General features: G+C 63.7%; 12 protein-coding genes and 1 pseudogene. 5 read left to right on the top strand and 8 right to left on the bottom strand.

Annotation, left to right across the window (positions count from 1 at the left end; translation table 11 throughout):
- Positions 1 to 64: 64 nt before the first annotated feature.
- The 5 genes from IYX23_RS08460 to IYX23_RS08440 form a co-directional block, all read right to left on the bottom strand.
- On the bottom strand, positions 65 to 2,281 hold the full coding sequence (locus IYX23_RS08460) for an adenylate/guanylate cyclase domain-containing protein (protein ID WP_196392479.1): 2,217 nt from the start codon (positions 2,279 to 2,281) through the stop codon (positions 65 to 67).
- A 64-nt stretch (positions 2,282 to 2,345) separates the two neighbouring features.
- The gene (locus tag IYX23_RS20490) at positions 2,346 to 3,560 is read right to left on the bottom strand and encodes a FecR family protein (RefSeq protein ID WP_196392478.1); all 1,215 of its coding nucleotides are present in this window, start codon (positions 3,558 to 3,560) and stop codon (positions 2,346 to 2,348) included.
- A gap of 12 nt (positions 3,561 to 3,572) precedes the next feature.
- Positions 3,573 to 4,901, bottom strand: a complete 1,329-nt coding sequence (locus tag IYX23_RS08450; RefSeq protein ID WP_246716584.1) for a tetratricopeptide repeat protein — start codon at positions 4,899 to 4,901, stop codon at positions 3,573 to 3,575.
- 297 nt (positions 4,902 to 5,198) lie between these two features.
- On the bottom strand, positions 5,199 to 5,600 hold the full coding sequence (locus tag IYX23_RS08445; RefSeq protein WP_196392476.1) for a polysaccharide deacetylase: 402 nt from the start codon (positions 5,598 to 5,600) through the stop codon (positions 5,199 to 5,201).
- A 109-nt stretch (positions 5,601 to 5,709) separates the two neighbouring features.
- Complete coding sequence (locus IYX23_RS08440) at positions 5,710 to 6,399, bottom strand: Crp/Fnr family transcriptional regulator (RefSeq protein ID WP_196392475.1); 690 nt, start codon at positions 6,397 to 6,399, stop codon at positions 5,710 to 5,712.
- 101 nt (positions 6,400 to 6,500) lie between these two features.
- Here IYX23_RS08440 and IYX23_RS08435 point away from each other — a divergent pair, with 101 nt between their 5' ends.
- Entirely contained in the window at positions 6,501 to 7,469 is a 969-nt protein-coding gene (locus tag IYX23_RS08435; protein WP_196392474.1) for an endonuclease/exonuclease/phosphatase family protein, read from the top strand.
- Positions 7,470 to 7,521: 52 nt separating this feature from the next.
- On the opposite strand, the gene IYX23_RS08430 is transcribed toward IYX23_RS08435, so the two are convergent.
- A complete protein-coding gene (locus IYX23_RS08430; protein ID WP_196392473.1) occupies positions 7,522 to 7,842 on the bottom strand; it encodes a hypothetical protein in 321 nt (106 codons plus the stop codon).
- 162 nt (positions 7,843 to 8,004) lie between these two features.
- Here IYX23_RS08430 and IYX23_RS08425 point away from each other — a divergent pair.
- The 3 genes and pseudogenes from IYX23_RS08425 to IYX23_RS08415 all read left to right on the top strand — a co-directional run bounded on the left by IYX23_RS08425 (position 8,005) and on the right by IYX23_RS08415 (position 9,603).
- Positions 8,005 to 8,603 (top strand): annotated as a pseudogene (locus IYX23_RS08425) (DUF938 domain-containing protein).
- Between the two features lie 156 nt (positions 8,604 to 8,759).
- Positions 8,760 to 9,203 (top strand): four-helix bundle copper-binding protein, encoded by a 444-nt coding sequence (locus tag IYX23_RS08420; protein WP_196392472.1) that lies wholly within the window; start codon positions 8,760 to 8,762, stop codon positions 9,201 to 9,203.
- 31 nt (positions 9,204 to 9,234) lie between these two features.
- Positions 9,235 to 9,603: a copper-binding protein gene (locus IYX23_RS08415; protein WP_196392471.1), complete on the top strand. Its 369-nt coding sequence runs from the start codon at positions 9,235 to 9,237 to the stop codon at positions 9,601 to 9,603.
- On the opposite strand, the gene IYX23_RS08410 is transcribed toward IYX23_RS08415, so the two are convergent.
- Both IYX23_RS08410 and IYX23_RS08405 read right to left on the bottom strand, forming a co-directional pair.
- On the bottom strand, positions 9,600 to 10,667 hold the full coding sequence (locus IYX23_RS08410; protein ID WP_196392470.1) for a M14 family metallopeptidase: 1,068 nt from the start codon (positions 10,665 to 10,667) through the stop codon (positions 9,600 to 9,602). The two genes, IYX23_RS08415 and IYX23_RS08410, sit on opposite strands and share 4 nt — an antisense overlap.
- Positions 10,664 to 12,064, bottom strand: coding sequence for a hypothetical protein (locus tag IYX23_RS08405; protein WP_196392469.1), 1,401 nt, complete (start codon positions 12,062 to 12,064; stop codon positions 10,664 to 10,666). The genes IYX23_RS08410 and IYX23_RS08405 overlap by 4 nt, the downstream gene beginning before the upstream one ends.
- A gap of 213 nt (positions 12,065 to 12,277) precedes the next feature.
- On the opposite strand from IYX23_RS08405, the gene IYX23_RS08400 reads away from it, so the two are divergent.
- Positions 12,278 to 13,144, top strand: a complete 867-nt coding sequence (locus IYX23_RS08400) for a D-amino-acid transaminase (RefSeq protein WP_196392468.1) — start codon at positions 12,278 to 12,280, stop codon at positions 13,142 to 13,144.
- Positions 13,145 to 13,162 lie beyond the last annotated feature (18 nt).

The raw sequence follows: 13,162 nt of genomic DNA, 5'->3' as shown, positions 1-13,162 counted from the left end.
ATAAGAGAAACCCATAATACTTGTGGCTACACGGCGGGACAGCAGTCGCGCTCGGACGAAGACGTCACTTGCTCGAAAGATTCCATACCGAAGACCAGTCATCCTGCGACTCTTCCCTGGCGAGACCACGATACCGCTGCTCCAAGACGACATAGAGCGCGGACCAGGGCTCGGGAACGGATCGCGCCAACGCCGAGGCGCCCTCGGCGGCGGCCTCGAATCGGCCCGACTCATATTCCTGGCGCATGAGGTCATGCGACTTGCGCCAGCGCACATACGAGTCGGAGACCGCCATCCCGCTATCGCCGGCGAGCGCGAAAACCCTTGTCGGTTCGCTCTTTCCGACGACGCGGACACGGCCAAGATCAATCCAGGCGAAGTCGGGCGCCGCGTCGCGCACCGCGCCAGAGGCCACAATGTCCGTCTGAAACGCCTTGCTCGCCCCTTCGAGTCGCGACGCGAGATTCACCGTGTCGCCGAGAATCGAATAGTCGAAGCGGCGGATGGATCCCATGTTGCCGACGCTGCAAGGGCCGAGATTGAGGCCAAGCCCCATAGCCGCGGGCTGCGCATCATTGCCCGACGACGCAGCGGCCTCGGCGCGCCTTTTGTTGAGGCTGACGAGAGCCTCGCGCATCGTCAGGGCGGCCTGAACGGCCTTGCGTGTATGGTCGTCGATATCGAGCGGCGCGTTCCAAAAAGCGAGCACCGCGTCGCCCATATATTTGTCGATCGTGCCTTCCTTTTCGAGGATGGCGTCGGTCATCGGAGTCAAATATTCGTTCATGAACTGCGTGAGTTCGCGCGCGCTCATGCCTTCTGAAATCCCTGAGAAATTGCGCAGATCTGAAAACAGTACGGTCAGTTCGCGCGTCTCGCCGCCGAGCACCAACCGCTCCGGATGTTCGGCGAGGCGATCGACGACGGCAGGTGACACGAACTTGCCGAAGGCCTGACGGACATGGCGACGCGCGGAAGTTTCGGACCGCCAGAGCGTCACTGCGCCGAAGAGATACCCGCCAATAATCGCGAGACTCGGATAAGAGGGATCGAGCAGCACGCCGCGGCGATCGAACAGATAAAAGGCGCCGGCGAATAGACCTGCGACGGCGAGCGGCGCGGCCGCCGCCGAGACGAGCGGCGGCGCAACGAAGAGCAGGCTCATGATCAGCAAAAACGCGAAGGCGGCGACGACGAACTCCAGTCCGGGCGCCCAGTCCGGGCGCGCGAGCAACGAGCCCGAGGCGATTGATTCGACGATCTGCGCATGCACGTCGACGCCGGGAGCGACCGGCTCCAGGGGCGTCGCGCGGACGTCGCCGAGACCTGTCGCCAACGCGCCGACGAAGATGATGCGCCCCTCGATTTCGTCGCGCGCAACGCGGCCCTCGAGCACGTCCTTGGCTGAAATGTCCCGCACAGGGTCGGTATGCGAATAGCGTGGCCGAACCTCTGCGTTGGGGCCGGTCGCAATCTCAAAGGCGCCGACCTTGATCGCGTTGACGCCCGTCTGCTTGCCGAAGGCCGTCTGTCCGCTGGCGTTTGAAGACCGAATGATGATGGCCGGCTCGCCCTGGGCGATGCGCAGGGCTTCGAGCGCCAGGGAGGGCATGAGAACGTCGCCGGCGCGCGTCACCAGCGGCACCCGACGAACGATCTGGTCGTGATCGGGCAGCCAGTTTGTCGCGCCGAGCCCTCGCGCCGCTTCCGCAAGCGTTCGTTCCGGGCCAACCGCGCCGGCGAACGCGGCGAGAAAGGGTGCGGGATCGTCGCCGGCGACGACCAGTCCCGACTTCGCCGGCAGCGGCGCCGAAACGGCGTCGCTCAGCGTGACTCCAAGCGTGGCGGGCGCCTTCGAGAGCGCCTGAGCCAAGACTTGATCGCCGCTCGGCGCTTTTGCGACGAGCTTCGCCACCACGGCGCGGGCGCGCGGGTCAGGAATCGCCTCGATGAGCTGGGACGCTCCGGCGCGATCCGCCTCCGCGAAGATAAAGTCGAAGGCTATGGACGCCGCGCCGAGTTCGCGCAGGCGGTCAAGAAGTTCGGCCAGCCGGGCCCGCGGCCAAGGCCATTGCCCATAGGCGCTGAGACTTTTTTCGTCGACGCCGACGACCCGCGTCGGCGCCTCGGGATCATAGGCGCGAGGAGCCAGACGCTGAAACGTGTCGAAGACAAAGTTGCGAAGGTCGTCCAGCGCCCGGGGCTGAATAACTCCCCAGGGAAAAATGAGAACCGCAGCGGCGACGATCGCGAGAAGGTAGGCGCGACGCCGCTTCAACATCTCCACCTCGCATGACGGTCACGCCGCCGCCGGGGGGATCGGCGCGGCTGGCGACGCCGCAGAACTAGTCGCCCGGACCATCAATCGCAACAGGCCCGCCTCCGTGACCGCTGCTCCCATGACCGCTGCTTCCGTGACTCCCATGGCCGCCGCCGTTACCGTGGCCGCCCTCGCTTCCGCCGCCGCTGTATTGGCCGCCCTCGCCGCCTTCATAGCCGCCGCCATAACCGCCTTCGCCGCCTTCATAGCCGCCGCCGTGGCCGCCTTCGCCGTGTCCGCCGTGGCCGCCTTCGCCGTGTCCGCCCTCGCCGTGTCCGCCGTGGCCGCCCTCGCCGTGGCCGCCCTCGCCGTGTCCGCCCTCGCCATGTCCGCCGTGGCCGCCCTCGCCGTGTCCGCCGTGGCCGCCCTCGCCGCCTTCATGACCACCGTGATCATGTCCGCCATGGCCGCCGTGATCATGATCGTCGTGGTGGCCGCCATTTCCCTGGCGCGCGGGCGTCGGCAGCGGCGCAGGCTGATTGTCGACATTGGCGCGGCTCTGCACCAGCGCATTGCCGAACCAAACCGGACCCAGCGCGTCGAGCCCCGGCGGACTGACGACGTCCGGCGGACGATCATTGCCGAGCGCAAGATTCGCCTCTTCGTTCGTCGGCGCGCGCTTGGCGCCGCCACGCTGCGTTTTGCCGCTCTCCAACGCGGCGACGATTTCCGCGATCGTCTCGGGCGGCACGAGGAAAGGCTCCGACACCGGCCCGCCGTTCGGCGCGCAAACGCCATAGCCCGAGCGCGTGAGCGCCTGGCCGCCAACGTCAATGAAACCATATTGATGCACGACGAGCGTGCCGCATGAGCCGCCAACCCGAACCAGCGCCGTCCCACCGCGCACGCCGATGGACGCCGTCGGCGTCCGCAGCCTTGTGCCGCCTTCGTGGCTGACGCCGCCGCCGACGAAGCGCATGACGCCCTTCGCCATCGACACGCCCTGCTGACCGCCGCCGCCTTGTGAATAGACAAAATCGTCAACGGTGACGGCGCTGTTGCGTCCAACGGTCATCGTCGATGTGTCGTTAAAGACGATCTGGGCGCTGCCGTACGGACTCGTCTCGATGCGCTCGCGCCGCTGCACGCCAAGGCCAACCGATAGCGAGCGCTTCGCGGCGCCCGGCGGTGTGCCGTGCGCGCTCTGATTGACCGCGCCGACGTTCCCGACGTTATCTGCGAGCGCGGGGCCGGCGACGAGCGCGAGAGCGGTTGTGGCGGCCGCGGAGAACTTTTTCATTTATCGTCTCCGTCAGAACTTTGCCGTTGGCCCGAAACTGACGGACACGTTGTCAGTCTTGAAATTCGGCAGATTTGAATCGTTGCGCGCATACTCGACGTTGCCGGCGAAACCGAAATACGGCGTGACCGGCAAGTCCACCATCAGGCCGCCGATCCAGACGGTGTCTCGACGCGCGACGAAGGGATTGATCACCGGATTGGCGGCGTCGAAGGCAAGATGCGTAAAGCGGCCATAAGGCGCGAGGGTCCATCGGCGCGGAATAATTGGAAATGGCGGGTCGACCTCAAGCCGCAGCATCGCCTGAACGTCCACCTGATCGGAAGATTGCTGCGGATTGCCCGCCCATGCGCGCGTATAGGCGACGCGACCTTCAAGCCTCAGGTCGTTGGTGATTCTGTATGAGCTGCTCAAGTAGCCGGTGACGACGTCGCCAGTCGCCAAGGTCGATACTGTCGAATAGGGCGAAAAACCGGTATAGCCGAGGTAGCCCGGCGAAGGATCAACCCAGATCGCCCGCCATTCGGCGCCCGGCTCAAACCACAGGTCGCGACTGAGTTCCGCGCCGAAACTCATGCCCGCGCCGCCGGCGTTCAGATAATTGCTGCCGCCGAGCAGCGCCACCGCGCCGGTCACATATGGCTTAATGGAGAGGCCCGGATAAAGATCGGGCGCGATATGGATGCGTGGTCCGACGGAGCCGGCGAACAGCGCGACGCTATATTGCGGCAGGCGAAATTGCTGGGTGGCGTAGCCCGTCACGCGCGTCTCGAGCTGGTCGCCGCGCGCATTCTGAAAATCCAGATCATGCGCGGCCTGCACCAACTGAAAGCTGTTGATGTCGCCCTTGCGCGAGGCGGCCGACGCGACGCCGACGCCGCCGACCTGAAAAAGATTATTGGTCGGGAAGAAATTGGCGTTCGATTGCGCCCGCAGGCCGACGTGCATCCGCAGATAAAGCCGGTTGGCTTGGGTGCGCTTCTCGATATCGGGCAGCTGCGCTTCGACCTGAGCCACCTGAACCGGATCGAGGCCGCCTTCGGCGAGCGCATTGCGCAAATGCTGCGCAGAGAGTTCATAGGCGCCGAGCCGCGCATAAAGGAAACCAAGCTCCTTTCGAGCGCGCGACAAGTTCGGATTGAACATCAGCATGCGTTCAAGCGCGCCGATTCCCGCTTCATAGTCGCGTAGCTCCGTCGACAGCAGGACGTAGCGATAGGTCGCGTCATAGTCGGTTGGATTATGCTGAATATAGGCTGCGAGGCGCTCCTGTTCGGCGCGCGGATCCTCCTGCGCCAGAGCCGGACTGAAAAGTGCGAATGCGGCAATCAGTGCGCCCAAAAGCCTCGGCGCCGCTCTATATGCGAACATAAATGGCAAGCCCCCGTAAAAAAATCGGAAAACGGCGATCGAAGCCCGGACCGTCAGCTGGACCGGAAGCTGACTCATGTCGCCTGGAGTAGCAAGCTAGCGCCGGACGATGCGCCGATGCGAAAGAACACGACGGCGCAAGGTGTCTGCTGCGAATTAATCCTATGCAGCAAAGGTTTATGGCCTTTTCTGCCCAGCTTCCTTGCGCAAACGGCGGATACAACAAATTCTCGGGTGTTGCCTTGAAAGCACAGGCGCGACGCGCGGCTAACGCCGAAGCCCGCCGTCGAAGAGAGAGACAACTTCGCCGCTTTCAGTCGACGACCGCTCGGCGACCGACGAAAGAATGACGCCCCTACGCCAGCGCGCCGAGAATGCGCGGCGGCGCGGACGCGCGATGGCGCGTGTATCGTCGCAAGACGCGCCCGGCGCGAGGAGCCAGCGCAGCACGATCAGCAAGTCGGCGGCGCGGCGCGACGCGCCGATCTCCACCGCATTGCGGATGTCGGCGACGACTCGCCCGCGCGCCGCGTCGAGCGACACGGCCCGGCGGTATCGCGCCAGCATGCGATGGTGCTTGTCGCTGGGGCTCACGCCCAAGATGAGTTCATGGCCGCGCAGACCCGCCATTTCGGCGCAACGCTCGATCGGCGTCAATTCGGGAATCATTTTGGGTTCTCCCAGTCGCTTGCTCTGCCGCGGGTCCTTTGCCTCTTGTCGGCAGCATAGCGACGGTAGCGCCCTGTTCCTCATCTGTTTGTGCGAGAACGCACACGGATCATTCAGCTTCGTTGAGCGCCTCTTGAACCCGCTTCTCCAGGACCGACGGGCGCAACAGCACGAGACCGCCGCGAATTTTTTCGGCGAGGCCTTCGTCGATCATGGCCGAGAGTTCGCGGCTGACCTGTTCGCGCCGACAACCGATACGGGCGGCGAGATCATGCTGAAATGGCGGCGGCGATACGATCGACTGTCCCGTCGATCCCTTGCGCGGCGCCGACATGCGCAACAATTCGGAATAGAGCCGATGCTTGAGGTCGAGCACCGAGCGCTCGAACAGGCGCGTATTCAGTTCCCGCACCCGCGCCGTCAGCAGACGCAACAGCCGCTCGCAAATCTCCGGCTCGCGAAACAGGATCTCCTTGAAGACCACTGGCGGCACCAGCAAAAGTTCCGCGTTGGTGAGCGCCGTCACATTGGCGGAGCGCTTGGCCCCGTCGACCGCCGCCATCTCGCCGAAGAATTTGCCCGGTCCGAAGTCCCCGAAGATCATCTCCTTGCCGGCGGCGGTTCGTATCAGCACTCGAACGTCGCCACTGACGATGAAATACACATCGGTCGAAGGATCGTCGAAATCGAGGACCAGCTCATGCTCGGCGTAACGCCTGCGCACGCAATGGCGCGCCAGCTGCTCGCCGCGCGTCGGGTCAAGGCCAACAAAGAAAGGAATCCCGTCAAATAGGGACACATCGCGCTCCTGAATTGGAAATAGCGCCGATATTGCCGCTAAATGTCGACGTCGTCGAGGCGCAATCTGCTGGCGGACGCAGACTCTTCGGGCGATGATTGATGATGCAAGCGTTCCGAGTCGCGACGTTCAATCTGGAAAATCTCGATTGGTCGGGGACCAAGCCGGCGGCGTTTGCGCGCCGAACCGACGCGCTACGGCCCCTGCTGGAGACGCTCGACGCCGATATATTGTGCCTGCAGGAAATTCATGCGCAGAGGCGTCACAAGCACGACGCGCGGCAATATATCGCGCTCGACCAGTTGCTTGCGACGACCAGATACGCGAATTTTCATCGGGCGACGACCGTCAGGCCCGGCGGCGACGCCCCCGCCGACGTGCATAATCTGGCAATCCTTTCACGATGGCCGATGCGCGCGCAACGGCAGATCCACCACGACATTGTGGCGCGATGGGCCTGGCCGCCGCCGCGGGAGGCCGACGGCTCCCAGCAGGAGCCGGTGGAGATCGCTTGGGACAGGCCCCTGCTCTACGCTGCTGTCGAGCTTCCCAACGGTGGCGCGCTCCACGTCGTCAATCTGCATCTACGCGCGCCGCGCGCCATTCCTATCGCGACGGCGCGCGGCCTCGGATCGAGCCGCGCACAGATCGAGGGCCAGTTCGTGGCGGCGCTCAAGCGCGAAGGCCAGGCGCTGGAGGCCCGGCTGTTCGCCGAAACGCTCTTTGACGCGGAATCAGAGGCGCAGATCGCAATTGTCGGCGACTTCAACGCCGACGAGCATGACGCGCCGACCAGACTCTTGCGCGGCGGCGGAGACGAAGCGGCGGAAGGCGACCGGGCCCTCGTCGCCTTGGAAGAGCGCGTCGCGCCGTCGCGACGCTTCACCGTAGTGCATGCGGGACGTCAAACGCTGATCGACCACCTCCTCGCCTCGCGCGCGTTGGCCGCCAGTTGGCGCGAGACCACGATCCTCAACGAAGGGCTGCAGGACGAAGTCTATGCGAAAGAGCCTGTCGAAGGATCGCTTCACGCGCCCGTGGTCGCGCAGTTTGAGCTGGCGGCAAACTGAACCGCGGCGCCGCTTGGGAATCCAAGCGCGCCGCTCAAGCGTAAGGCCGCCGTCACGCGGAGGCGAACGATCTCAACTGTTCGGCCAGGGCGCGCGCTTCGCGCCAGTCCAGTTTGACGTCCGCTTGACCTTCGGAGGAGACGAGGATGCCGCTGTGCTCGACCCTCGCATCGAAGTCATGATCGCTGGCGATGGGGCTCATATAGATTTGCTGTTCGCCGTGGTCGCCCTTCGCGACGGAGTCGAGGGCGCGCGAAAGGATCGCCGCCTCTTCTTTGGTAAAGCGCCGCAGGGGGTGGCCGCGAAGGCGGAGCGTCGCCAATACGACAAACGATCGATGCTCTGAGGCGACAAGCTCGAAGAGCTGAGACATTTTCAAGATCCCATCCGCAGTTCAACACAGCAAGAGACGAGTTTTTGCACGCCGCGCGCAGGCGCGCTTCTTGAAGGACGGTCAGGAGCCCGCCTTTCGTGCATGAGCGCATCAAATTTCATGCCTACGATTCAGCCAAGGATCTCGCCGTGAGAGAAACAGATGAATGACAAGCGCCTCTTCGCGCCATCGACCGCGCGCAATCGCGGCCGATCCTCGACGTCCTGCGCAACGTCTTACCGGCTAAAGGGGTGGCGCTCGAGATTGCGAGCGGCGCAGGAGAACATGTCACATTTTTCGCGCAGCATCTGCCCGGAGTGACATTCTGTCCGTCGGACCCGAACGCTGAAGCGCGAGAGAGCATTTCGGCCTGGACCGCCTCGACGCGACTCGCCAATGTGAATGCGCCGCTCACGCTGAACGTCGAGTGTTTTCCTTGGCCGATCAGCACGGCGGACGCCATCATCTGCATCAACATGATTCACATTTCGTCCTGGAGCGCGACCGAAGCCTTGTTCGAAGGCGGTATCAGGACCTTGTCCGCGGGCGCGCCGCTCTATCTATACGGTCCATACAAGCGCGGCGGCGCGCATACAGCGCCCAGCAACGCTGAGTTCGATGCGAGCCTTCGCGCTCGCAACGCCGCGTGGGGCATCCGCGATCTGGAAGATGTCGTGGCCTGCGCGCGCGCGAAAGGATTTGGAGAGCCTCAAATCGTGGACATGCCCGCCCATAATCTCAGCGTCATCTTTCGCCGGTAACGAAAACGTTGACGCGCATTAGCCTTGAGCCAGCGTTGCTTGCGACAGGACCGCCGCGTGTCTCAAAATGACGACACGAGCGCAGCCATGCCGATGGAACCCGCGAACGGGCCCCCTCGGCACGTAGTGAAGTGAAGCCCACCTGGGAGAAAGACCATGGAACGTCGCGAATTCATCGCAGTCGGAACCGCCGCCGCCGTCGCATCCGCCACCCAAGCGTTTGCTCAGGCAACCGGCCAACAGGACAGCGCGGCCAAAATGGATGATATGCATCCGCCGCTCTACAAAAACCTGGAAAACGCGAGCATCGAATGCGTCTCCACCGGCAATGACTGCCTTCGCCACTGTTTCGGCATGTTCGCGATGAAAGACACGAGCATGGCTGAGTGTGCGGACGCCGCTTACCAGCTTGTCGCGGCCTGTAACGCGCTGGCGTCGCTTGCGGCGGTCAACTCCTCGCATGTCGGTCCGCTGGCTAAAACGGTGGCCATGATTTGCGATGACTGCAAAAAACAATGCGACAAATTCCCTAAGGTCAAGGAATGCGTGGAGTGCGGCAAATCGTGCCAGAAATGCGCCGACGAATGCCGTAAGGTCTAGCCGACTCCAAGCAGCACCTCCGGGAGCTTCGATGAAGACCACGCGATACGCATTCGCGCGCGTCGCCGCTTGCGCCGCCATCTCCATCGGGATTGGCGGCGCCTCGGCCAGCGCGGGCGCGCCGCGCGACACTGTCGCCCAGGCGACGGAAAACGCGGAGAAGACGACGGGCCAAGGCGAGGGCGTCGTCAGAGCGGTCGACGCGGACGATCGCAGGCTCATGATCACGCACGGGCCGATCGCCGGACCGCTGGAAATGTCGCCTATGACAATGGCGTTTCGCGTAGCGCCGGGCGTGGATCTCTCCAGCCTGTCGAAGGGCATGAAGATCAAATTTACGATCAGTCGCGACGCGAAGGGCCTCTATGTCATTGAGGACGTGCGGCCGGAAAAACCCTAATGCGCGCTCACGTCCGTGCGGCTATATCCCAGTCCGTCCATGCCGATGCGGTGCATCAGATAGCATAGACAATCCTGCTGCACGGCGCGGTGGTCAACTGTCAGCATGGCCGGAATGGCAGGGCGCGCGAGCCTGATTAGGCCACCCGCGTAGTCGAAATAGTTGATCGGCTGCGTGTCGAACCCCTCGCCGGAGAGGACTTCGAGACGCGCGCCTTCATGGCCCAACGCGCCGAAAGAGGCGCCCGCGCCCAATTCGCTGAAATTCAGATGGTCGATATCCGGGCGGAAAACAAAGTCCGCCGGCGTTCCGTCGAAAGAAAAGCTTGCGCCGGCGGGCGGCTTCACGATGGCGCATGTGCGCAGCAACTCGATGTCCTGCGGGGCCGGCGCGTGGTCGGGAAGCTCTGCGATCGAGAGGCAGGCGTTGAGCAGTTCGACGGCATGCGCCACGCCGGCATCGGCGCCCGACTTGCCGCATTCGACCGTGATCGCCGGGCATAGTTCGGCGAAGGCCGCTGCGCTGGTGCCGCGCGGGCGCTGAAAATGCACGACGATGCGGGAGAAAAGCTGCGCAAGCGCGACATATTTCGGCTCAAGCTTGGTGATGCAGCTGTAGTGAGGATTGAAACCCGTGTTGTTGTGGATGTCGACGGCCGCGAAAGCTCGGCGCTTCTCGACATATTCGTAAATCCAGCGGGCCATATGCGCGAGCGGATCATCGGGAAAGGCCGTGCCGCGCCACACCCGGTTGAAGTCGCGCTGGCTCGGCAGCGTGCGCACATTCGCCGCCGCGGCTTCGACATTGCCGATGAACAGAATGAGCGACCGATTGAGCCCGCGCGCGACGTGACGACGCAAAGTCTCCTGCACGGCGGCGAGCCCGCTCGTCTCATTCCCGTGCAGCAGCGTAGACACGAACAGCGGTTGCGGGTCGCGACCCGGAAGGTCGAACAGCGTCGGTCGGGGAAGGATGTCCTTCAGGCGATTGGCGGGGCAGTCGAGAAATCCGTCAGGCAGCCGGTCGAGCAAGGCGCAAGGCGCGTCGGTCACTGTTCTCGTCATGTTTCCCACTGATGGACGGGGGCGCCGCTCCGCTGGCGCTCGCAATAGGCCGCCATCAGGGCATAAAGGTCCCCGCCGCGCGCCTCAAGGGCTTTTCGCTGCCAAGCCGCCCCGGTCTGCCGCGTCTGCACCCGAGCTTCGACGATATCGAGGAAATCGGCTTCGGCGACGCCCAGGTCGCGAAGCCCCGCCCTGGCGTCGGGAATGAGCCGATCGAGCAGCAGACGATCGGCGGCGATCTCGCCTTCGCCCGGCCATTCGAGCTTGGCGTCGAGGCCAAAGCGCGCGGCGGCGTAAAAATTTCGCTTGGCGTCAGCGAATGCGAGGCCGCCGGCGCCGCCCTCCCCGCTCATGGCGATGGCGCGCGCGAGGCCAAGGTAAAGCGCGGCGTTCGCCATCATATCGATGAAGGTCGGTCCGGCGGGCAGAATGCGGTGTTCGACCCGCAGATGCGGCGCCCCGCCTTCGTCGAAGCCAATCAGCGGACGGTTCCAGCGCCAGATGACGCCATTATGCAACCGCAGGTGGCGCATCGCCTCGGGCGGGTCGTCATAGGCCACGGGAAGCAGCGCCTCATAGTCGCGTAAATTTTCCTCGAAGATCTCGATGAGAGAATGCTCGGCGTAGCCGGAGCCCATGCAGACCCTGGCCGGGCCCGGCATCTTCACTGCTTGTTCAAACAGCGGAATGCGGGTTTCCTCCCATAGCGCCTTGCCGAAGAGAAAAGGCGCGTTGCCGCAGGCCGCGAGGATCGGTCCCGACGCCGCCACCGAGGCGTTGTAATAGAGATGCGCCAGATCGGCCGGGGCTTTGAGATGGATCTGAAAGGACGTCGTCGCAGCTTCGAGCATCACATCTTTGTGCTCGGACGCAAGGCGATCGCGGCCCGCGATATTGACGTGCAACGGCTGCCCGCCGCGCAGACGAAGCACTTCCTGGTTGAGCGCGTAGTAGCGGTTCAGCGGCGACATATTGGCAATAGTCAGATCGCTGTCGCGAATCGTGGGCAGCGTGCCGATCATCACCAGATTGGCGTCGAGCTGGTGAGCCACGTCGTTGCATTTCGTCCAGAGGTCCGTCAGCGACCTGTGCGCTTGCGTCAGCGCATCGCCTTTGAGGTGGAATGGCGCGCAATTCAACTCGACGTTAAAGCGCGACAGCTCCGGCACGACGAGCGGATCATCGAGGGTTTCGAGGACATCCTGGTTGATCGAGGACGGCGCATAATTGTGATCCACGATCCAGGTTTCAACTTCGAAGCCGACCATGTGGCCGTCGCGCGAAAATTTGTCCTGTTCAAACAGGACGCGTGCCAGATCCGTTTCCTGCGCGAGCCGGCCGGCAAAGCGCGCCTTGTCGGCGGGCGTGAAGCCCGTGGTTTTGATGTCCTCGCCCAAGGATCCTCCTTCCGCTCGTAAGCGCAGTTATCCGCGTCTCAAGCGCACCGGCGCAACGGCGTCCGCGACCGAGGTCGCGAGGAGCCCTCAAGGGCGATCCGCCGCAGATCATCTATCTAGTTCTCCCCGGCCGTATCGATAGAGCCCGAAGCGTCGGCAGGACAAGCCGCGAGCGCTGCTGTAGGTTGCGCTTCCTTCTCCAGGGAGCCAACCGTGTCTGATATCGCTTACGTGAACGGCGCTTACATCCCCATCGACGAGGCGCGCGTGTCGATTCTCGACCGCGGCTTCCTGTTCGCCGACGGCGTTTATGAGGTTGCGGCCGTCATCGGCGGAAGGCTGATCGACAATGACTCGCATCTTTCGCGTCTCGAGCGTTCGCTGCGCGAACTGCGTATCGAAAATCCTGTTCCGATGGCGGGCATCGCGGAAATCGAGGCCGAACTTATCGCGAAGAATGGCTTGAGCGAAGGCCTCGTCTATCTGCAAATCACCAGAGGCGCCGCCGCCGAGCGCGAGTTCGGATTTCCCGCGAAAGCGGCGCCGACGTTCGTCGCCTTCGCTCAGAAGAAAAACATCATCGCTTCGCCCGCCGCCGAAACCGGCGTGAAGGTGCTCACCGTTCCGGATCTGCGATGGGCGCGACGCGACATCAAGAGCACGGCGCTGCTCGCGCAGGTTCTGGCGAAGCAAGCGGCGCTCGAGGGCGGCTGCCAGGAGGCCTGGATGGTCGATCAAGACGGTTTCGTGACCGAAGGCTCATCCTCGACCGCCTTCATCCTCACCCGCGAGGACGTGCTCGTGACCCGTCTAAACTCCTCGGCCGTTCTTCCCGGCTGTACACGGAAAGCCGTGCAGGTGCTCGCGGAGCGGCAAGGATTGACCGTCGAGGAGCGCAGTTTCTCGGTCGCCGAGGCCTATGAGGCGAAGGAAGCCTTTCTCACAAGCGCCTCCAATCTCGTGCTGCCGGTCGTCTCGCTCGATGGCCGCCCCATCGGATCTGGCGCGCCGGGCGACACGAGTCGCCTGCTGCGCAAGCTTTACATCGAATGGGCGACGAACGCGGCCGAAGTTCCTTAGCGCTCTTGTCCAGTGAAT

The sequence above is a fragment of the Methylocystis sp. L43 genome, from assembly GCF_015709525.1.
Taxonomy (GTDB): Bacteria; Pseudomonadota; Alphaproteobacteria; order Rhizobiales; family Beijerinckiaceae; genus Methylocystis.
The sequence above is the reverse complement of the archived record's forward strand: the minus strand, read 5'-3'. Positions and strand labels throughout refer to the sequence as shown.